The following is a 21,830-nucleotide window of genomic DNA, read 5'->3' as shown; positions in this document are numbered from 1 at the left end:
ACGAAATTGCGTGCCGCCGGAACGGCTCCCGGATCATTTGAATCCACCTTCGGCATGAAGATCGATGAGTTCTCCGAAAAATGGGCGATGTATCAGCGCAAAATCTATTATCCCGATATTGCCAATATGGTTTCCGTCAAAGAAATAGGTAAACAATTGACGCGCCATGACCGTGACGGTAATTTTTACAATTATACGCCGACATTGTCGCCGCTCGGCGATAAAATTGCATACCTTACCGATAAATCAGGCTATGCCGACATCGATTTGATTTCGGCGATCGACGGAAGGTTTATCAAAAAACTGGTTTCGGGCGAAAAAAATCCAAGTCTTGAAGAATTACACTGGCTGAGCCCCGGTATGGGTTGGAGTCCGGACGGGAAGAAACTTGTATTTTCTGCCAAAGCCAGCGACAAAGATGCGTTGACCATTTTAGAAGTTGAAACAGGAAAAATCAGCAGTTATAAATGGGATGATTTGGAAGGCGTCTTCGGCGGCTCATGGAGTCCGGACAGCAAACGGATTGTCTTTAATGGTATGTATCACGGACAGAGCGATATTTATGTTTTTGATCTTGAGGAAAAAGAAAAGACCAAACTGACCGATGATCTTTTCAGCGACACGCGGGCTGTTTTTAGTCGAGATGGAACCAAGATCGCTTTCGTTTCCGATCGGCGCGATTACATTAGCAAACAGGCAGAAAACTTCAAAATGAGCGATTTTGATTACCGCCAGACAGACATTTACATCATGAACGGCGACGGTACTGACATGGAACGCATTACGACCGACGAAATGAACGATACTTGGCCGGAATGGGGTCCGGATAATACAAAACTGTTATTTACATCCGATCGTAATGGCGTCAACAACTTGTATGTTGCCGATTTGGTGAACAAGAAAAATTATGCGATTACCAATACGTTGAGTGGAATTTTTCAGCCGTCTTTGAGCAAAGACGGAAAAATTGTGGCGTTTACGGGATTTAACAAAAGCGGATTCGATCTTTTTACACTGAAAAACCCTTTTGAAATTCCTGCGGTTGATTTACCGATCACGATTTCAATGAAGAAATTTCGTAAAGACAACGATTTGCCGCAGACATTGAGTGATGAATTAGGACTCGGCAAATCTAAAATTATCAAAAAAGATTCGGAAGAAGTCACAAGTGTATTTTTTGGAGGCGATAGCGTTTCTTATATAGATTCAGCCGGCGTGAAGGTTACTCAACAGGATGTGTCTTATCGGAGTTATGTTTTTGCTGGCAATGAAGGAATCAGTAAAGATTCGGAGGATTACACTCCGGTCGTACTCCCTGAAAAAATCTACAAAGACGACAGCGGCGACTATAAAGTTCGAAAGTATCGGATCAAGTTTTCTCCTGATCTTGTGTTTGGCACAGCAGGTTTTAATACATTCTACGGATTCCAGGGGACGACTCAACTTGCATTCAGTGATATGTTAGGCGATCACCGGCTGATTTTCGGAACCAATTTATTCTTCGACCTCAAAAACAGCAGTTTTTCCGGCGCGTATTATAATTTTTCTCGACGAACGGATTACGGTATTAGCGCGTTCCACACAGCCTATTCTTTTGCGACGGACTTCGTCAATGAGTTTGTCGATCCGCCGGATCCGAATTCATCCGATGGTTACGCCGATAGCTTTATTCGCTACCGGTATTATGGCGCATCCCTGTTTGCATCAAGGCCGCTCAATAAATTTAACCGATTTGATCTCGGAGTGACGCAATTTACTTTAGCCCGGGAAACTTCAGTGGCCAACGATTTGGGTATTAATAAAAAAGATATTCCGGGTCTTGGCGCTACGCGGCATTCTAATAATACAATTATAACAGCCGCGTTTACGACGGACAATTCATTGAATACTTATTTCGGTCCATTTGACGGGCAGCGTGCACAATTGTCAGTTACGACGAGCCCGGGTTATGGAGAAAACGGACTCCGTTTTACGACAGTTGCTTTGGATATGCGTAAATATTTTTGGTTCCAAAAATATTATGCATTTGCTTTGAGGGCGAGTGGTGGCGCGACCTATGGACGGAACCCACAACGTTTCTTCGTCGGCGGATTGGATAATTGGATTGCACCGCGTTTTACCAACGGCGACATTGTCGTAAATACGTTTGAAGATTTTCTTGCGACCTTTGTTTCGCCGGTTCGCGGCAGTGATTATTATGAATTGCAAGGTACACGCTACGTCGTAACGAATTTTGAATTCCGATTTCCGTTCGTACATTTTCTACAATTGGGATTTCCGCTACCGTTGTTTTTGCAGCAAATTCGCGGCGTAACGTTTCTTGATGTCGGCGCGGCGTGGGGTAGCAATTACGGATATCGTGATCGCTTCGGCAATATTCAGGAAAATGCCAAAAAATTCAATTGGTACACGCCCAAGTTAGCCGATGGAACTAAATATTTTCAGGATATTCGTGCAGGATATGGATTTGGTTTACGCGCATTCGTAGGTTTCTTTATTCTCCGGTATGACCTGGCTTGGAATATCAATAGTCCACGTTTTAATGCCGGTGATGTCAAACATTACTTTTCAATCGGATCAGATTTCTAATTCATAAGCTCTGAAAAATAAAAACCCTCGAAGATTTTTTCTCGAGGGTTTTTTATTTTAAATTTCAAAGCAAGTAATTATGTGGCTGTGCGGCAGCTTTCAAGGATCAAATTGATCGTAGAGGTTTTGATTGATCGTGGAAAGGCGTCGGTATCGGATTGAGTAAAAACAAATTCTCCGCGTTTCCAAACAGCAATAGTCTGTAAAACTTTTTCGTTCAGGTCTTCGCCTAATGTAGCGTGGATAATTTCGCCCTGATCGGCGACAATCGTTGCTTCAGGATAAAACTGACGCCGGATGGTCAACGTGCCGGTTTTTTTGTGAATATGGAGTAATTGAATGATTTCAACCAAACTGAGTTCAGACAAATCGCCTTGAATCGTATTGCCGGAAGCATCGATTTGAGCCAATTTATTGACGTGTTTTAACATATCATTAATTTTAGCCAGCAAGACATCCCTGTTGATTTCCGATTTAATGAGATATTGATCGGCGCCGGTGCGGAAGCCGCGTTTTAAAGTCACGTCGGCATCGATCGACGTCAAAAACATGAACGGTATCATCGGAAGACTACTTTGAGTACGGATTTGCTGGCACATAGTAATGCCGTCGATTTTTGGCATCATGACGTCGGAGATAACAAGATCGGGCTTGGCGGCTTCAAGCTTCTGCAATCCTTCTTCGCCGTTCGCGGCATGCGTCACTTCATAGCCTTCTTTTTCAAGATTGATCGTAATAAGTTTTGAAATATGTGGATTGTCATCGACAATCAAGATCAGTGGTTTTTTCATGATACAAGCAGAGTTTTTTGATCGGACAAGGTGTGTGCGTGCAGAAGGTAACGGAGGGACAAAGGAAATGCAAGCAAAAAAACATCTTTGATTTTCGGAATTTTATTAAGTAGCTTGCTTTAATCATAAATGATCGATCATCATGGCTCTTATCGACGGTTTTAACCGTAAAATAGACTATCTCAGACTTTCCGTAACCGACAGGTGTAATTTCCGCTGTGTTTATTGTATGCCTTCGGACGGTATGGAATTTGTACCCCGCGATGAATTACTTACGTTTGACGAAATCGAACGAATTGTCCGTGTTCTGGTTAACTTAGGGATTGAAAAAATACGCCTTACTGGAGGCGAGCCTACCGTACGTAAAGATATTGCCGAGCTCGTCCGGAGAATCGGACGTCTGCCGTTGCGTTCTTTTGCTATGACAACCAATGGCTATTTATTGTACGACATGGTGGAAGAATTCTGGAAGGCCGGTTTACAGCGCATCAATATCAGCCTAGACACCTTACAGCGTGAGAAATTTAAACAAATGGCTCGTTTCGATGGATTCGATCAGGTTTGGCAGGCCATTTGGAAATCACTTGCTGAAGGGTTGGATCCTGTGAAAATTAATATGGTAGCCATGCGCGGAATCAATGATGACGAGATTCTGGAATTTGTAGAATTAGCGCGGCAGGATCCGTTTCATATCCGTTTCATCGAATACATGCCGTCTTCCGGAGATTATGGCAATACATTCGATTCTGCATTTATTATTAAAACGGAAGAGCTGAAACAAATTGTACTTTCGAAATATGAATTGCAACCGGTTATGGATACAGTCAAAACCGGGCCGGCCAAAGTGTTTCAGATTCCGGGTTTTCGTGGCAAAATTGGATTCATCGATCCTTATTCCGATCATTTTTGTTCGTCGTGTAACCGCATCCGTCTTACGTCACTGGGGAAATTAAAATGGTGTTTGTTCTCGAACGACGGCCTTGACGTAAAACAATTTATTCGCGAAGGTAAAACCGATGCGGAATTGTCGGATTGGATTCGTGAAAAGATCGTGTCGGACAAACCCGAACGCCATCCGCCCGGCATTTCGGAGCTTATCCAGGTCAATACAGTATTTTCACAGGTTGGCGGTTAGATAATTTAACTGCAATGGATATGCGGCTAAAAGTTTTTGGATTAATGTTTATCTGCAGCTCTTTATGCGCTCAAAATAGCGATTCCGATTGGGAAATTATATACTCTTCGTATGCGGCGGCGGATGTCGGAAATTGCCACGATATTACGTATTCGATTAGCGAAATTCATATCTCAGCTTCCGGTATCAAGCAATACGGCATTTCATATAAAAAAATAAAGCTTTCTAATCCGCCGAAACCAAAATTGATCGGAACGATCTCACCCCAAAAGGAACCTGCAAAATCCGTGATCCGATTGATTCTTGAAAACGGATTTCATCATTATTCCAAATCAGGTAGTTATTCGTTTGATTCATATCTGATGGATGACTGCTCATCTTTTGATGAAAATATTGAAATCCGGAATGGCGAACTCAAAGCTTCGCTTAATTTTCAATCCGGATACCATCCTTTGCCCAACGATTCTGCTATGAAACTTTATCGGTTAGCCAAAATGGATACCTCTTGCAAAACTTATTCTTTCGATGATCGGTACGAGATTTCATTGAAGACCGAAGGTGAGAATTTTGTAGTAAAGCGTGAAGCTGATTCGATATTCATTTATCGAGACAATACGCGAATTCAATCGGTTTCGTGGGAGTACTGGCATTCTTTGCGAAGGTACATGAGTTATTTCAATCATAACAATGTTCTCGATTCCCTGGAATCTTACCAATCCAATGCATGCGAGCTGAAATTAACGATCAATGCTGCAACTAAAACTTATTATTTTTCGTCCGGTAAACCGCGTCCACAAAACTTTACTGATTTTTTATACTATCTGAAACAAGCAGGATTGCAGTCGATCAGTCGATGCGAATGATTGTTAATTTTTATTTTGCACCATCCTGGCACAAAAAAGCATCATAAAACCCGCTCCAACGCCGGCATACATGGCCCATAGGCTTAAAGTTACCAGAGAAATGCTGATCAAAATGATTAGCAATCCTCCGACCCAAAAAACGTCAGACTTGCGGCTTGGTCTGTGAATGCCGATCGGTTTAAGCTCGGCTATATCGTCAGTTAAAATAAATTTTAGTTTGTCAAAATCGTACGCTAATAGAATTCCGTTTAAGATCAGCAGGAAAAAATTAATATAAGGAGTTCCGCGCCATTCGAGCGAAACGGTTACCATAAAGATATTGAGTAAAAGAGGGAAAAGCATAATGGCTCCAAGCGTGGCGAAACGTTGTGTCAATAAAAGCCATCCCACAATAACCTGGCAATAAGCAATAAATCGTGCATAAAAACCAAGCCCATATGGCGCCAGTTTTTCCTCCAACCAAACCGGTCCGATGAATCCCGGAAAATGTTGAGTCAATTTGGCCATGCCGGCGGTAAAGAAGATCAATCCGAGGAATACACGGATCGAAAAGATTATCCATCGAATAAATTTTGCTGATTTCATCGTAGCGTGTGTGTAAATTGATCAATAAAATTTTGGCAATCTACGTCGGTTCGGTGCTGTTTGTTTCTTTACATGTTTTAATTTTATGACAAAAAAGATCCTGATCATCGGTGGCGGAATTAACGGAGCCGGCATGGCGCGTGATGCGGCGATGCGAGGGTTCGATGTTACTTTATTTGATAAAGGGGATTTTGGTTCCGGCACGAGTTGGACATCGAGTAAGCTGATTCACGGCGGATTAAGATATTTGGAACATTTTGAGTTTGGCCTTGTCCGTGAATCGCTTCGTGAGCGGGAGATACTCCTTCGCATCAGTCCGCATAATGTTCACTCCCTCGACCTGACAATTCCCGTGTATAAACATTCGCCGCATGCGTTGATGACATTACGCGCCGGATTAACAGCGTATGATGTATTATCCTACGACAAATCGCTGCCCAATCACGTTGTTTTAAATTCCAATGAATTAATTCAGAAATTTCCATTTATAAATCACAACGATCTGCTTGGCGGTTTGAGTTACAGTGATTGCCAATGTCCATTTCCGGAAAAATTGGTTTTGAATAATCTGCAGTCGTCCGTTCGGCATGGCGCAAAAATTTTAAATTATCATAAAGTCATAGAAATTCTTAAAGAGCGTGGCTGCGTGACCGGTTTGCGTGTGAGAAATTTACAGACACAGCAGGAATCTGTTTTTAAAGCCGATATGGTAATCAATGCTGCCGGTCCATGGGTCGATGAAGTTCTTCAATTAAAATCGTCTAACGAACGGCTGATCGGCGGCACTAAAGGCAGCCACATCGTAGTTAAAAAATTTGATCCAACTATGACATCAGCCGTTTATGTCAATGCCAGAAGTGACGGACGGCCGTTTTTTATTTTGCCGTGGCAGGATGAATATCTTCTGATCGGAACAACCGATATTCGTTTTGAAGGTGATCTGGAAACGCTGCGGCCGAATATTGAAGAAATCGAATATTTGTTGGCCGAATTTAATGAGCTCTTTCCTACAGTAAAATTAGATCGTGCGTCCATTGTGTTTTCTTTTTCAGGCGTTCGGCCGCTGCCGTATACGCGCGAAGACGCACCGTCGGCCATTACGAGAAAACATTTTATTGTCGATCATGCGCAACGCGATGGAATAAAGGGTTTAGTATCATTGGTCGGAGGAAAACTGACGACGTATCGCCAGGCTTCGGAAGAAATGATCGATTTTGTCGCGGAACAGTTGGGCCAATCCTCATCCTGCCGAACGGCCGACGAACTGCTTCCGGGCGGTGATTTGGAAAATATAGAATTTTATCGCCGATTGGAATTTGACCGGCTACCCGCTCAAGTAAAAATTTCAGAACGAAGTTTTTTTCATCTGATTAATCTCTACGGATCAAAGTATGAAAAAATAATCGAATTATGTACGACTAATCCTGAATTGTGCGATACGGTATGTTCGCATGTGCCCGACATCAAAGCGCAATTGGTTTATGCGGCTAAAAATGAATGGGTTGTTGCACTGAATGACGTTCTGCTCAGACGAACATCGGCAGGGCTTGGAGAGTGTGTAGGGCTTTGTAATTTGGATGGAACAGCAGAATTAATCGGGCGAATGCTGAATTGGAATACAGCAAAAATTAATGCAGAAAAAGCGGCTTATAACAATTATGTTGAAGAGTTTTTAATGGATCATCAATAAAAATCTTGATTTTATTTTTATAAGTTAGTAATTATTAGTGTAACTATCAGCTCAAAACCATTTTTAAAGTTTTAAGAAAGTTGTAATTTGTTATCTTGATTAGAAATCTCTAATGTAGTTGAGGAATCCCTAATCCAAAGTCTATTGTAGTTAAATCTCTCGGTAGTTATTTAAATAATAGGAGGAATTATGTTGTCTTTGCGCGCCTCAATTCATTTCTGGAAATTGAAATGGACGTTGTTGTTACTTTTTTGGGTTGCAGCTTGCAGCGATTCTAAAAATGAATCCGTTGTTTCCAAAGCTTCTTCTGACAATCTGACTCGTCAAGAAGCTCACCTCTATCTTGAAGAATTATCTAAGAAAACTGCTTCATCCAATGAGGTAAACGGTCTGCAAAAGCGGACGTTTGAAAAAATAACTCAGGCATCATTTTTGATAAAAATTGCTAAAAAAGGAAATTTACCGATGGCGGAAATCCTTGATGAAGTTCCGCCGTTTATTATGGTCGACGGGGAAAAATACGAAGTTCGTATGGAGGTGTTCAACAACAAACAAGCGGAAGCTTTTGCACAAAAATCTTCCATTGAAGAAGGTGATGTTTACGGAATTTATGCTGATCCGGCCGACTATTATGATGGCCAATCGGATCACGTGGACTTTCCGGTTCAAATCGTTTCGATGCAAAACGGCGTTTATGAAACTCGTGAAGAAATATGGACAGCGCCCTATGCCGCCGATATCGATCAGATTGACGATGAATTCAATCAGTATATTGCAAACCTAAAAGCCAACACGCCGTATCCATTATTCGCCGTGACGCGTGAATTTGTAGGAGAGGATCCGCAAGATTCACCTTCTTTGTCTAAAAGTGCCGCCGTGGGACCATATCTTGGTTTCGAAGGTGTTTACTTGAAAGTTGAACGAGATGGATTATCCAATGAGGAGTTTGAACTTTGGTGGACCGATCCGAATTTGGGAGGCTTGATCCATCAGCGCGATTTATTTAACGGTAATCATCATAACGATGCGAGCGGTGCTAATGTTAAGTTTCCGGATGTTAATCATGAAGGTAACTGGGAACAACTCGGTGACGAATTTTCAGTGCCAATTCGTTTGATTAGCTTGTCCGATGGTTTTGTCCATTTCTTGACGCCTTGGGAAGATGATGATGGCTCAGGCAGTATGCAAAGGTTTCATCGCCAATTCCCTGACGAATATGTTTCAACAATCAACGTGATAGCGCAAATTAAAATCTACGCAGACGCTTTTAATTGCGAAACCAATCACAGAGACGATGATATTCCAGGACATTATGCCTTGGATGGCTACGCAGAAGTTGACGAAGACGACCCGTATTCGGAAGGCGCTGTTTATAGAATTACTTCTGCGAGTATTTATCAGCGATCTTCAGGTGGAGCGATCCGTTTTGAAACCAATCAAGCTACCAATGGCGGGCTTGATGACATTAATTATCGCTTCAGGTATTTCGCACAATAGAAATCAATTTAATAATTAACATCGATAACTACCGAGAGATTATTTTTTAGGTTTTAATCATGAAATATTATCTGACTTTTACTTTATTAACTGTTATCTCATGTCAATCGTGTTATAAAGAATACTACCCCGACTCACGTATTCAGGAGAAAAAAGATATTGTGTTAGGCCTACTCGCTCCGGATTCGTCCAATGGTTTTGTTCGGGAAAATGCGATTGAAGTTTTTGTAGGCCAATTGGTGCCAGCCGACATTCATAATATTTATTACGTCTGGGGTATGCAAGATTCGCTTCTCAAGGAACTTATGATCAATACACGCCAGTTTTATATTGCTTACTATGAATATGATCCTGATGCCACAGTCACGATCGAAGGCGAAGGACAATCGGTTCAACTGACTTATATTGATCGGGGAATTTATCGTGATGTGAACAGAGAGTTAAGGATAGTTCCTTTAGGTATGTATACTTTAAAGGTTCAAAAAAAGAATAGCAGAGTTTTTACGGCTCAGACTCAGATTCTTCAGCCAATTCAAATCATAAATGAATTTGCAGATACCACCATTGTTAAACCGTACAAAGAAGCTGGACTATTTTACGCGGACACAATTTTAATTGGAACAAATAAGATTGAAAAAGCAATTTATTACATTATGGAAAGAGCTTCAAATAATTTTTCTTTTACAGTCAGCGCCTATTCTTTTCAAAATGAACAATATGACGCAGTAATTTTTGTCAAAGATGAATTTGACACAACTCGCGCTGATTTTGTCACAGTCAATTATGAATACCGAGCTATTGACAGCGCTTATGGACTATTTCACCAGCCACACGGTCATGGCATGACATCCGAGTTTGGTGATTGGGACATTACTTTATATGATATTCCGATTGAAAAGAGGTCAAATATCAAAGGCAAAGATGTAGTGGGTGTTTTTGGGAATTATACAGCGGATAGAAAGAAAGTGGTTTATAAAGCCAAATGGGAGTAGTTATGAAAACGCTATTTGCTCTGATACTTTTATTGTCCTTGTCCTTTGAGGCAAGATGTCAAAATGATGAATGGAAAGGAATTCGGGTAATCGGAGGCGGGGCCATGTCTTACTTTCGGAGCCAAGGGAATGAAGATTATGTTTACTTGGGAACACAAATTCCACTTTCGCCCAAATTGCACACAGGATTAAATTACGGATATTTTTCGCGGCAAGTTAAAACGCATCAAATCGGAATAACTTTGGGTTATGGTTTGCTTCATTCAAATCGTCACCGGTTATTTTTGAAAACAGATTTGTCTTACTTTACAAAAAACCCAGCAGGTTATCTCGACAGCCGCTTCTTTCGCCATTCTTTTGGCGTTGGCTATTTAGTTCGCGCGTATCGGAGAGTAATTTTGGATGTTGAGCTCAATATGTTTGGCTTTTATTACGGGCGCTCAAAAAGTGATCCGAATTATCAAGATTTTGTGATTTACAAGGCTAGTGAGGCAAAAATAGGCATCGGTTATACATTCTAATACAAAATGCAGGAATCGAACAATGAAGCAAGTTTTGATAGTTATTTATTTATTGGTATACGCATCTTACAATTTTCTTCAAGGTCAGGAACGTGAATGGAGTCGCGTAAGAATCGTTACCGGTTCTGCATGGTCATTTGCTGAAGGAGAAGAATATCTTTTTTTAGGTTTACAAATTCCTATCGCGCCAAAGCTACATACTGGCCTGGCCTACGGATACCGTCCGCAGGAAATTAAAACCCACCAACTCGGAGTAACCGTAGGTTATGATTTATTAACTACAGGTCAGCGCCGTTTGTATGTAAAATCGGATTTATCATTCTTTTACAGAGGTTCATCGTTATTGCTCGATGATAAGTTTTTCAGACAATCATTGGGATTGGGCTACGTAACCCCACTTTATAGAAAAATTATACTCTATTCTGAAGTGAACTTTTTCGGATGGTATTTTGGAAGGAAAGATATTTATCAAGAAAACCCTAATCTTTTAGAGGCCGGTGAACTCAAGTTGGGAGTTGGTTATAAATTTTAAGCTTATTTTTTCACTCTCTCATAGATCAAGCGTAGTCCTTCGAGCACCATGTGCGGTTCGACAATTTTTAGTAACTCTGATTTTTCAACGATCACACGAGCAAGTCCGCCGGTTCCGATGATTTGTGTTTTGTCGCCCATTTCTTTTTTTAATCGCTTTAAAATTCCATCCACGCCATCGACGGCGCTGTACATGATTCCCGCCCGCATGCTGTCCGTTGTGTTCGTCGCAATGAGTTTGTCTGGAAATGTCAGATCGACCTTAGGCAATTTGGCGGCGCGTTTGTGAAGGTCGATTGAAGCGGTTTCGATGCCGGGCATGATGAGCCCGCCGAGATATTCGGCATTGGCGCTGACGCAATCGAATGTCGTCGCCGTGCCGAAGTCGACAATTACGATAGGACCGCCGTATTTATGCAAACCCGCTACTGCATTGCAAATACGATCGGCGCCGACAGCAAAAGGATTGTCGTATAAAATCTTCAAACCGCAGTCTAAATGCGCGCTGACTTCAAAAGGTTTGATCGAAAAATAGCTTTCGCCCATCCGCGCATAAACCGGTGTCTGTTCAGGAACGACTGAACTGATAATAATTCCATTGATTTTTCGAATGTCGATGCTTTTTTGTTCACAAAAAAAAGTAAACAAAGCAAATACTTCATCTTCTGTTTTACTGTTGGTACTGGTCAGGCGCCAATGCGCCAGCAAGGATTCCTCTTGGTAGATTCCCAATACCGTGTGCGTATTACCGATATCGATGGTTAAAAGCATGTGTGGTTACGTTATTAAAATAATTTTTGTAAAAACTTACATGCCGAAAGAGTAAAATGCAATCGGAAATTGTAATGATCTGATGATAGAATCAAAAAACACAAGAGCAAAGTCGTGTGATTCGGTTTGCATTCGTTATCTTAAATGACTCCGGCTGCTAAAGCGATGGCAATTAAAAATAATAAAATTGAAACGATCATTTGAATCGAGCGCAGAGTAACTTTTTTAATAAAATGATTACCGACCCATGCGCCGGTAAATGCACAGAATGAGGCTACAGAAAGCAGCATCGCATTCTCTCCTAAACCGTGGCGCAAAAAATGATTTCCATAAACACTTAATCTCGATAAGTCAACAAGGCATGCGACGAATACGCCGGTACCTATGAAACTTTCTTTAGATAAATCACTCCGGATCAGAAACCCGCTCCGTAACGCGCCTTGGTGTCCTGACAATCCTCCGAAAAATCCGCTCAGTAATCCTCCGGCAAGCAGATATTTCTGATCGAATGTCTTTCCGGCTAACGACGGAATGAGCTCAAAAACAGCAAAAAAAATCATGATCAATGCTACGAATATTTTTTGAGGCAGAATTAAAAGCGTTTTTCCTAATAATTCATATGAGATAAATGGCTGCAAATTTTCCAAAAAAGTCAGTAACCATGCGCCGGCGAACGCCGCTGCAATTGCCGGTAACCCAAAACGGATGACAACTCCACGATGCGCTTTCGAGCCTACAAGAAATAATTTAAAAACATTATTTAACAAATGAACGATTGCAGTGAGAGCGATAGCAACATCCAGCGGAAAAAAGACGGCAAACACAGGCATAAGTAAGGTACCTAATCCAAAACCCGAAAAAAGTGTCAGCGCCGAAGTAACCGCTGCGGCCAATCCAATTAGAAAATATTCCATGGGTTGAATTTGAATCAGTTATTTTTTCAGATTCTAAACATAGTAGTTCATAATTGCAAGTTACGAATGCAAACGATCAAAACAGCAAAATTATTGTATTGCGCAGTCCTTTTGGTTATATTGCTCCGCACAAGCAGTTGTCACCCACTTATCAGAATAAAATGACCTTTTAGTGATCGATGCAGAGGATATATTTTTCTTTTTGGATAGCATTTATGCTAACATCCCTTCAGGCGCAGGTCAATACCGAGAGTATGCGTCGGATGGAATTGGGGCAAGGTTGGCACCATTTACTGACTCTTAGCGCCGGTTATGTTTCTGGTAATTCCAGCGTTCTTAATTTAAGAGGCTTTGCAAGAACCGATTATGCATCCAATCATTATTATTCTTTTCTGGCCGGTAACTACCAACGCAGTATGGAAGACGGGGATGTTTTTATCAATAAGGGTTTTGTGCATGTCCGTACGATGAGATCGTTTTCTGAAAAATGGAAGGCGGAGTTGTTTACTCAAAAAGAATTTAATGATTTTATTTTATTGAAAAGCCGCGAATTGATCGGCGGTGGGCTGAGAATGGAGGTTGTAGAAACGGATACGGCAGCATCGGCCAGACATTTTTTTCGGCTCAATGCCGGTATCGGCCTGATGGGCGAATGGGAGGAATATGACGGATTGGAGCCGGATACGCGTCTTTTGCGCTCGACGAATTATCTTTCTTTCCGTTGGCAGTGGAATGAAATGGTGACGATGACCGGTACGGGATATTATCAGTTTGATACGCAACATATTTCCGATTACCGGATTTTAGTAGAAAGCGTTTTAGGCGTAAATATCACAAAACACCTTGCGTTTACTACAACCTTGAATTTCAGATATGACCGGCAACCGCCGGAAGATGTCCGTCGTTATGATCTGGATATACAAAACGGCATTAGTGTGATTTTTTAAAGAGGATGCATGTTAAAAACGGTCAAAGTTCCGAAAGAATTCGAACCGATTTTCGAGAAGGCGCAGGAATTTGTCAGCCGGTATTTTCAGGAACGCAAAGAAAATGCTGAGGAAGGTACCATCCAGATTTTTGGCCAACGGTATATTTACGTTCGCGCCGCATCCATGTCGGTTGAATTTTTTGAATTGATCAAAAATACGTATCGCGACAAAAGTGAAGAGGAAGCGCTGGCTGTAGCTCGGAGCTTGCTTTTTGACGTAGCCCACGCGATTGGTGTTGCCGATGCCAGAAATTTTCATTCACAACTTCACCTCAAAGATCCGATTGAAAAGCTTTCAGCCGGTCCCATTCATTTTGCACATGCGGGATGGGCGTTTGTCGATATTCATCCTGAAAGCCAGCCATCGCCGGATGAAGAATTCTATCTTGTCTATGACCACCCGTATTCATTTGAATCCGATGCATGGCTGCAAGCCAAAAAAAAGGTCCATTTCCCCGTATGTATCATGAATGCAGGATATTCATCGGGTTGGTGCGAAGAAAGTTTCGGCGTTAAACTCGTAGCATCTGAAATTTTATGCAAAGCGAAAGGCGATGATCATTGCCGTTTTATCATGGCTCATCCCAACCGAATTGAAACGCGCATTCAGTCGTATCTAAAAACTAATCTCCAGGTTGCCAAAAAAGTTTCGACGTATGAAATCCCCGGTTTCTTCAGTCGTAAAAAAGCTGAAGATGAACTGCGTAAAACCCTTGACGAGTTGGAGCTAAGGGTGGAAGAGCGTACGAATGAACTTAAAACGGCTAATGAACAACTGATCAAAGAAATTGAAGAACGTAAAAAAGCGGAAGCGGCTCTGCGTGAAAGCGAGGAGCGCTACCGTCAATTTATTGCATACAGTGCTGAAGGAATTTACCGGGTTGAATTGCGCCCTCCGGTATCAACGGCCTTACCCGAGGACGAACAAATTCAATTATTTTTTAAACATGCTTTTATTGCCGAATGCAATCTGAGTATGGCGCACATGTATGGGTTCGAAACGCAAGCGGATGCCATTGGCGTTCCGATCAATCAATTGTTATTGTCAAGCGATCCGCATAACGTCGAATACATGAGAAACTTTATTCACGGTGGTTACAGGTATTTTGATCAGGAATCTCATGAAGTTGATAAATTTGGCCATCCGAAATATTTTCTGAATAATGCAACCGGGTTTATTGAAAGCGGTTATCTGACGCAAGTCTGGGGAACCCAACGTGATATTACTGAGCGTCGGACAGCAGAAGAAGCGCTGGCACGCAGCGAGCAATATTACCGTTCTCTTATCGAACATTCGACTGATATCGTAACGATTCTGAATGCTGAAGGAAAAATTTTATATGAAAGTCCGTCTATAGAGAAAGTACTCGGGTACGGCGTGAGTGAATTGGTTGGGAATAATGCGTTCGAATTTGTACACAAAGACGATATGGAACGTGTTAAAAATTTATTTATGTCGCTTGCAAAAATTCCCAATACAACCGCCACGGTCGAGTACCGGTTTCATCACCGGGATGGTTCTTGGCGTATGCTGGAAAGTACGGGCCGCAATCTTTTGCATGAACCGGGAGTCAATGGTATCGTTGTCAACTCACGAGACATTACGGAGCGACGTAAAGCCGCTGAAGAGTTGCAGCACAATCAGGCGAGCTTACTGGCCATTATTGAGAATACCAAAGATTCAATTTGGTCGCTCGATGAACATTATTGCATTATCACCATTAATTCAATTTTTAAGGATAGTTTTCAGCAGGCATTTGGTATTACACTTGAACCCGGCATGCACGTGTTGGAAGTCATTCCTGACAATTTAAGAGATACCTGGAAAGAACGGTACGATCGCGTTTTATTGAAAGGTGAGAGCTTCACGGTTTCCGACCATTTTGAATATGCGGGAAAGTCGCAAGATGTTGACGTGTCTTTTAATCCGATTATTACCAGCAATGGAAAAATTACCGGCGCTTCGGTTTTTGCGCGCGATGTCACCGAGCGCAAACGTATTGAAGCAGCGGTGACACGCAGTGAGCGTTATTACCGTGTACTTATTGAAAACGCACTCGATATTATTACGATTCTTAATGCGGATGGCACAGTTCGGTACGAAAGCCCGTCGATTGCACGAATTTTTGGATTTAGTCCTGATGAATTAGTTGGCCGTCACATTACGGAATTCGTTCATCCCGAAGATCGGGAGCGATTGAACGAGACTTTCCGGCAAGGAGCTGCCAGCGCGCGCAAAGTTATCAATGAAGAATTCAGATTTATTCACAAAGATGGTTCTTGGCGCATTCTCGAAGTTACCGGCCATAACATGCTCAATGATCCGGTCGTTGCGGGTATTGTAGTCAATTCCCGTGATGTTACTTTGAGGAAAAAAGCCGAACAAGCTTTGCTTGAAAGCGAGCAGCAGTATCGGGCTTTGGTAGAGCAATCCTCCAATCCGGTTTATGTATTGCAACATAACAAAGTCGTGCTGGTCAATGCTGCGTGGGAAGAACTTTTCGGATACAGACGCGAAGAAGTCCTCAATGAAAAATTTGATTATATGACTCTGATCGCTCCGGAGAGTTGGGAATTGGTTCGTGAGCGGATGGAAAAACGGATGAAGGGTTTACCGGTAATACCCAAGTACGAAATGCAGGCATTAACCAAAGCCGGCCGGCATGTTTATATTGAGGTGTCTGTGGCGGAAATTACCTGGCATAATAAACCGGCTGTACAAGGCGTATATTATGATATTACGCAGCGTAAACGTGCTGAAGCAGCTCTGGCTGCCGAAAAAGAACAATTGGCCGTTACACTGCGTTCCATTGGTGATGGAGTCATCACAACGGATATTTTGGGGAAGATTGTGCTGTTGAACAAAGTGGCCGAACAACTAACCGGATGGACAAGTGATGATGCGATGGACAAACCGATTGAAGACGTCTTTAATATTATCAGGGAGAGAACGGGAGAACGCGTCGCTAATCCTGTGTATGGAGTTTTGAAGAGCGGAAGTCCTAAAGAATTAAAAGATCATACGGCGTTGATCGCCAAAGACGGTACCCATCGATTGATCTCCGACAGCGCTGCGCCGATTTTAGATTCTGAAAATCATGTTATCGGAGCGGTGTTAGTATTCAGGGATATCACCGAACGAAACAAATTGGAACAAGAGCGGATCAAAGCCAGTAAGTTGGAGTCAGTAGGTATTCTTGCAGGCGGAATTGCCCATGACTTCAATAATATTCTGACGGCGATTCTTGGAAATTTATCATTGATGAAGATGGTTATTGAAAAACCTGGGGAAATCCAAAAACGAATTACCGAGGCAGAAAAAGCTTCCATGCGTGCACGCGATCTCACACAACAATTGTTGACCTTTTCTAAAGGCGGCGCGCCAGTCAAGAGCGCCGGATCGATTAAAGAATTGATTAAAGATTCTTCCGAATTTGCATTGCGAGGCTCCAATATTAGTTGTCATTATTCGATTGCCTCGGAATTATGGCCGGTGGAAGTTGATCAGGGCCAAATCAGCCAGGTCATTCACAATCTGATTCTCAATGCGGTGCAGGCGATGCCGGAAGGAGGAAAAATCGATGTATCGGCGGGAAATCTGCAGATTACGACGGCAATGGGATTGCCTTTGCCGGAAGGCACGTATTTGCAAATTGCTATTACCGATCACGGTATTGGCATTCCTCCGGAACATTTACAGAAAATTTTTGATCCGTATTTTACTACTAAACAAAAAGGCAGCGGATTAGGGCTGGCTACATCCTATTCGATTATTAAAAATCACGATGGATTTATTGCCGTTCAATCGGAATTGGGTAAACAAACAACGTTTACTGTATATCTTCCGGCGATTGAACGTGAGGTTAAAGTGGAGCCAGTTCGTTCCGAAACAAAATTTTCAGGTGCTGGTAAGATACTCATCATGGATGACGAAGAAGACATACGGAATATTATGACTCAAATGCTTAGGCGATCCGGCTATGTAATTGTGACGACATCGGACGGGCGTGAGGCAATCGATTGTTATACACAGGCTAAACTTTCCGAAGAACCGTTTGATCTGGTGATTATGGATTTGACCATCCCCGGGGGGATGGGAGGCAAAGAAGCTATGGAGCGGTTACGGAAATTCGATCCGAATATCAAAGCGATCGTCATCAGTGGTTATTCCAACGATCCTGTCATGTCTGATTTCAAAAGTTATGGATTTAGCGGAGTAATTCCCAAGCCGTTTGACATGTCAACTTTGACTAAAACCATCAAGGAAATGCTCGCTCCGGCCATTTAAAAAAATCTTGCTTCAGGAAACGTTTTTATATACATTCGCCCCGTTCGAAAATGAAATATTTGCGTCCATAGTCCCGACAGGTCGGGACAAATGGTTCTTATAAAATTATTTTTCATGCGTCCATAGCTCAATTGGCAGAGCAAATGACTCTTAATCATTAGGTTCAAGGTTCGATTCCTTGTGGACGCACTTAACTCCAATCTCGCTCCATCCGTTTTTCGCGCATGTTCTTCCAGCTTTTCGGGTCAAAAAACTTAAAAAAACTTACCAAACTTCAAGATTTTACTTGACTTTCGACCCTTCGGCTATTATATTGCCGACCTCTCGTTGATACTCAACCTGCCTACACCATGTGTTGAGCAGGCAATGATAAAAACACCGCTGATTTTTATCAAGTTAGAGTTCACGCAAGTTACGTTAACGAAGTTACTTAAAAACAATTACTATACATTTAATTGTAGGGTATACGAATGCCGACGATACAGCAGTTAATCAGAAAAGGCAGACAATCGAAAGTTTGGAAAACGAAATCACCTGCTTTGGACGAGTGTCCTCAGCGCCGCGGCGTATGCACCCGCGTGTATACGACCACGCCCAAAAAGCCGAATTCAGCTTTGCGGAAAGTGGCGAAAGTTCGCCTTTCAAATAAAATGGAAGTAATCGCGTATATTCCAGGCGAAGGACATAATCTACAAGAGCACTCCATTGTATTAATTCGCGGTGGCCGTGTAAAAGATTTACCCGGTGTGCGTTATCACATCGTACGCGGCGTGCTTGATACTCAAGGTGTACAAGATCGTAAACAAGGCCGGTCAAAGTACGGAACAAAAAAACAAAAAGCAGCGGCCAAATAAGTCGGTAAATTTTAACAGTTTAATAGCACAGTAAAAAGGAAGCTATGTCACGCAGAAGAAGAATTCCCAAACGCCGTATTCCGGTGGATCCGAAATTCAACAGCATGCTGGTTTCGAAAATCGTCAACATGATCATGTGGCAAGGCAAAAAAGGCGTTGCTGAAGGTATTATGTATGATGCATTAGAAATTACTGAGAAAAAGACAGGAAAACCGGGCATCGAAACTCTTGAAAAGGCGATCAAAAACATTTCGCCTTTATTGGAAGTTCGTTCACGCCGTGTCGGTGGAGCCAATTATCAAGTTCCGGTCGAAGTGCGCGCTGAAAGACGTCAAACACTGGCGATTCGCTGGTTGATTACTTATTCCCGCCTGCGTGCCGGAAAAAGCATGGCAATTAAATTGGCCGATGAACTGATGGCAGCGGCGAATAATGAAGGCGCGGCTGTTAAGAAAAAAGAAGATGTGCATAAAATGGCTGAAGCCAACAAGGCATTTGCGCATTTCCGTTGGTAATAACAAACAAAAAACGACAAACTCGAAATAAATCGAAAATTTTAATATGCCCAGACAATATTCGTTAGAAAAAACGAGAAATATCGGGATCATGGCGCACATCGATGCGGGTAAAACCACGACGACGGAGCGCATTCTATATTATACCGGCGTTCTTCACCGTATCGGTGAAGTGCACGACGGCGCGGCAACGATGGACTGGATGGAACAGGAAAAAGAACGCGGTATTACGATTACTTCTGCTGCGACAACCTGTTTTTGGAAAAATCATCGCATCAATATTATTGATACGCCGGGTCACGTTGATTTTACTGTCGAAGTCGAGCGCTCATTGCGCGTTCTCGACGGCGCTGTTGCGCTATTCTGTGCTGTAGGTGGTGTAGAGCCGCAGTCGGAAACGGTTTGGCGTCAGGCCGATAAATACGGTGTTCCTCGCATTGCCTTTGTTAACAAAATGGATCGTATTGGCGCTGATTTCTTCAATGTAGTTAATATGATGAAAGAGCGTCTCGGCGCGCATCCTGTGCCGATCACCTTCCCTATGGGTGAAGGCGATATGTTCAACGGCGTGATTGATCTGATTGAAATGAAGGCGATTGTGTTTGATGAGGCCTCACAAGGTATGCGTTGGGATGAAATTGAAATTCCGAAAGATCTTATGGATAAAGCCGTAAGTGCTCGTCAGTTTATGCTGGAGCAAATTGCCGACTATGACGAAGGCTTGATGGAAAAATATCTGAACAGTGAAGAAATTTCAAAACAAGAAATTATGAAAGCGTTGCACCAGGGAACGCTTCAATGTGCGATCACGCCGGTTCTCTGTGGCTCATCATTCAAGAACAAAGGCGTGCAACGTCTTCTCGATGCGGTTTTGGCGTATTTACCCAATCCTCTCGAAGGCGGAGTCCTCAAAGGTCATCATCCGGATGATCATAGCAAAGTTGTCGAACGCAAAATCGACGATAATGAAAAATTCTGTGCATTGGCATTTAAAATCATGACCGATCCTTATGTCGGTAAGTTGACATTTATTCGTGTTTATTCGGGCATGCTGAAAGCCGGTTCGTATGTATTAAATGTTGTTTCTGGTAAAAAAGAACGCGTAGGACGAGTACTGCAAATGCACGCCAATCACCGTGAAGATATTGATGCGTGTTATGCTGGCGATATCTGCGCAGCTGTCGGATTGAAATTTACCAGAACCGGCGACACATTGTGTGAAGAGGACGCTCCGATTTTATTGGAGAAAATGGATTTCCCCGATCCGGTGATCGAAGTTGCGATCGAACCGAAAACGAAAGCGGATCAGGAAAAATTATCAGAAGCTTTGAGTAAGTTATCGGAAGAGGATCCGACATTCAAAGTTGCGACCAATGAAGAGACCGGCCAGACGATCATCAAAGGTATGGGTGAACTTCACCTTGAAATTCTTGTGGATCGTATGTTTCGTGAATTTAAAGTGGAAGCCAATGTTGGTAAACCTCAGGTTGCGTATAAAGAAGGTATTACCAAAAAAGTCGAAGTCGAAGGTAAATTTGTTCGCCAATCGGGCGGTCGTGGTCAATACGGACACGTTTGGATTGAAATAGAACCTAATGAACGTGGCAAAGGATATGAATTTACCAATGCCATAGTGGGCGGTGTTATTCCGAAAGAATGGATTAAACCAGTAGACGAAGGTATCCGCGAAGCCATGAAAAATGGCGTTTTGGCTGGTTTTCCGTTGGAAGACATTAAAGTAAAATTATTCGACGGTTCATATCACGACGTCGATTCGAGTGAAATGGCATTTAAAATTGCCGGATCAATGGCATTACAAGCCGGTGTGAAAAAAGCCGGTGGTATCATTCTTGAACCGATTATGGACGTTGAAGTAGTCGTTCCGGAAGATTATCTCGGCGCTGTCATGGGCGATCTCAACTCACGCCGTGGTCAGATCATTGGCATGTCACAGCGAAAAGACGCGCAGGTTGTGAATGCGTATGTGCCGTTGGCCGAAATGTTTGGTTATGCAACGACGTTGCGGTCAGCGACTCAAGGTCGTGCGATCTATACGATGCAATTCCATCATTATGATCCTGTTCCAAAATCAGTTGAAGAGCAATTGTTAGAAAAAGTAAAAGCTTAAGTTTAAAACCTTAACCAATTCAAATTCCACATCGGAATCTGGAGGACAAACACATGGCAAAAGAGAAATTTAATCGTTCAAAGCCGCACGTGAACGTGGGAACGATCGGACACGTGGATCATGGAAAGACGACGCTGACGGCAGCGATCACCATGGTGCTGGCCCAAAAAGGGTGGGC

General features: G+C 42.5%; 18 protein-coding genes and 1 tRNA gene. 15 read left to right on the top strand and 4 right to left on the bottom strand.

Going from position 1 to position 21,830, the window contains the following annotated elements; genetic code table 11:
• A partial coding sequence (locus K1X84_13355) for a BamA/TamA family outer membrane protein (GenBank protein ID MBX7152622.1) occupies window positions 1–2,589 on the top strand: 2,589 nt, incomplete at its 5' end.
• A gap of 77 nt (window positions 2,590–2,666) precedes the next feature.
• Here the strand turns inward: K1X84_13355 and K1X84_13350 are convergent.
• A complete protein-coding gene (locus K1X84_13350; GenBank protein ID MBX7152621.1) occupies window positions 2,667–3,380 on the bottom strand; it encodes a response regulator in 714 nt (237 codons plus the stop codon).
• Window positions 3,381–3,522: 142 nt separating this feature from the next.
• On the opposite strand from K1X84_13350, the gene moaA reads away from it, so the two are divergent.
• Window positions 3,523–4,515, top strand: coding sequence for a GTP 3',8-cyclase MoaA (gene moaA / locus K1X84_13345; protein ID MBX7152620.1), 993 nt, complete (start codon window positions 3,523–3,525; stop codon window positions 4,513–4,515).
• A gap of 20 nt (window positions 4,516–4,535) precedes the next feature.
• On the top strand, window positions 4,536–5,378 hold the full coding sequence (locus tag K1X84_13340) for a hypothetical protein (GenBank protein ID MBX7152619.1): 843 nt from the start codon (window positions 4,536–4,538) through the stop codon (window positions 5,376–5,378).
• A 3-nt stretch (window positions 5,379–5,381) separates the two neighbouring features.
• On the opposite strand, the gene K1X84_13335 is transcribed toward K1X84_13340, so the two are convergent.
• Entirely contained in the window at window positions 5,382–5,963 is a 582-nt protein-coding gene (locus K1X84_13335; GenBank protein MBX7152618.1) for a DoxX family membrane protein, read from the bottom strand.
• A gap of 85 nt (window positions 5,964–6,048) precedes the next feature.
• Here K1X84_13335 and glpD point away from each other — a divergent pair, with 85 nt between their 5' ends.
• The 5 genes from glpD to K1X84_13310 all read left to right on the top strand — a co-directional run bounded on the left by glpD (window position 6,049) and on the right by K1X84_13310 (window position 11,195).
• Complete coding sequence (gene glpD / locus K1X84_13330; protein ID MBX7152617.1) at window positions 6,049–7,653, top strand: glycerol-3-phosphate dehydrogenase; 1,605 nt, start codon at window positions 6,049–6,051, stop codon at window positions 7,651–7,653.
• Window positions 7,654–7,842: 189 nt separating this feature from the next.
• Window positions 7,843–9,150 carry a hypothetical protein gene (locus K1X84_13325; GenBank protein ID MBX7152616.1) on the top strand — a complete coding sequence of 436 codons (1,308 nt, stop codon included), beginning with the start codon at window positions 7,843–7,845 and terminating at the stop codon, window positions 9,148–9,150.
• Window positions 9,151–9,209: 59 nt separating this feature from the next.
• A complete protein-coding gene (locus tag K1X84_13320; protein MBX7152615.1) occupies window positions 9,210–10,142 on the top strand; it encodes a hypothetical protein in 933 nt (310 codons plus the stop codon).
• Between the two features lie 2 nt (window positions 10,143–10,144).
• Window positions 10,145–10,663, top strand: coding sequence for a hypothetical protein (locus tag K1X84_13315; protein MBX7152614.1), 519 nt, complete (start codon window positions 10,145–10,147; stop codon window positions 10,661–10,663).
• Window positions 10,664–10,685: 22 nt separating this feature from the next.
• Window positions 10,686–11,195, top strand: coding sequence for a hypothetical protein (locus K1X84_13310; protein MBX7152613.1), 510 nt, complete (start codon window positions 10,686–10,688; stop codon window positions 11,193–11,195).
• A 2-nt stretch (window positions 11,196–11,197) separates the two neighbouring features.
• Here the strand turns inward: K1X84_13310 and K1X84_13305 are convergent, their stop codons facing one another.
• Window positions 11,198–11,965, bottom strand: a complete 768-nt coding sequence (locus K1X84_13305; GenBank protein ID MBX7152612.1) for a type III pantothenate kinase — start codon at window positions 11,963–11,965, stop codon at window positions 11,198–11,200.
• Window positions 11,966–12,105: 140 nt separating this feature from the next.
• The gene (locus tag K1X84_13300; GenBank protein MBX7152611.1) at window positions 12,106–12,879 is read right to left on the bottom strand and encodes a TSUP family transporter; all 774 of its coding nucleotides are present in this window, start codon (window positions 12,877–12,879) and stop codon (window positions 12,106–12,108) included.
• A gap of 215 nt (window positions 12,880–13,094) precedes the next feature.
• Here K1X84_13300 and K1X84_13295 point away from each other — a divergent pair, with 215 nt between their 5' ends.
• The 7 genes from K1X84_13295 to tuf form a co-directional block, all read left to right on the top strand.
• Window positions 13,095–13,826 carry a DUF481 domain-containing protein gene (locus K1X84_13295; protein MBX7152610.1) on the top strand — a complete coding sequence of 244 codons (732 nt, stop codon included), beginning with the start codon at window positions 13,095–13,097 and terminating at the stop codon, window positions 13,824–13,826.
• Window positions 13,827–13,835: 9 nt separating this feature from the next.
• Window positions 13,836–18,155 (top strand): PAS domain S-box protein, encoded by a 4,320-nt coding sequence (locus K1X84_13290; protein ID MBX7152609.1) that lies wholly within the window; start codon window positions 13,836–13,838, stop codon window positions 18,153–18,155.
• Window positions 18,156–18,271: 116 nt separating this feature from the next.
• Window positions 18,272–18,344, top strand: a tRNA-Lys gene (locus K1X84_13285).
• Window positions 18,345–18,625: 281 nt separating this feature from the next.
• Complete coding sequence (gene rpsL, locus K1X84_13280; protein MBX7152608.1) at window positions 18,626–19,009, top strand: 30S ribosomal protein S12; 384 nt, start codon at window positions 18,626–18,628, stop codon at window positions 19,007–19,009.
• Between the two features lie 44 nt (window positions 19,010–19,053).
• On the top strand, window positions 19,054–19,524 hold the full coding sequence (gene rpsG, locus K1X84_13275) for a 30S ribosomal protein S7 (GenBank protein MBX7152607.1): 471 nt from the start codon (window positions 19,054–19,056) through the stop codon (window positions 19,522–19,524).
• Between the two features lie 46 nt (window positions 19,525–19,570).
• Complete coding sequence (fusA, locus tag K1X84_13270; GenBank protein ID MBX7152606.1) at window positions 19,571–21,652, top strand: elongation factor G; 2,082 nt, start codon at window positions 19,571–19,573, stop codon at window positions 21,650–21,652.
• 53 nt (window positions 21,653–21,705) lie between these two features.
• Window positions 21,706–21,830, top strand: a 125-nt coding sequence (tuf, locus tag K1X84_13265) for an elongation factor Tu (GenBank protein ID MBX7152605.1), incomplete at its 3' end; no start/stop codon positions are given.

Source organism: bacterium, from assembly GCA_019695335.1.
Taxonomy (GTDB): domain Bacteria; phylum CLD3; class CLD3; order SB21; family SB21; genus JABWBZ01.
The sequence above is the reverse complement of the archived record's forward strand: the minus strand, read 5'-3'. Positions and strand labels throughout refer to the sequence as shown.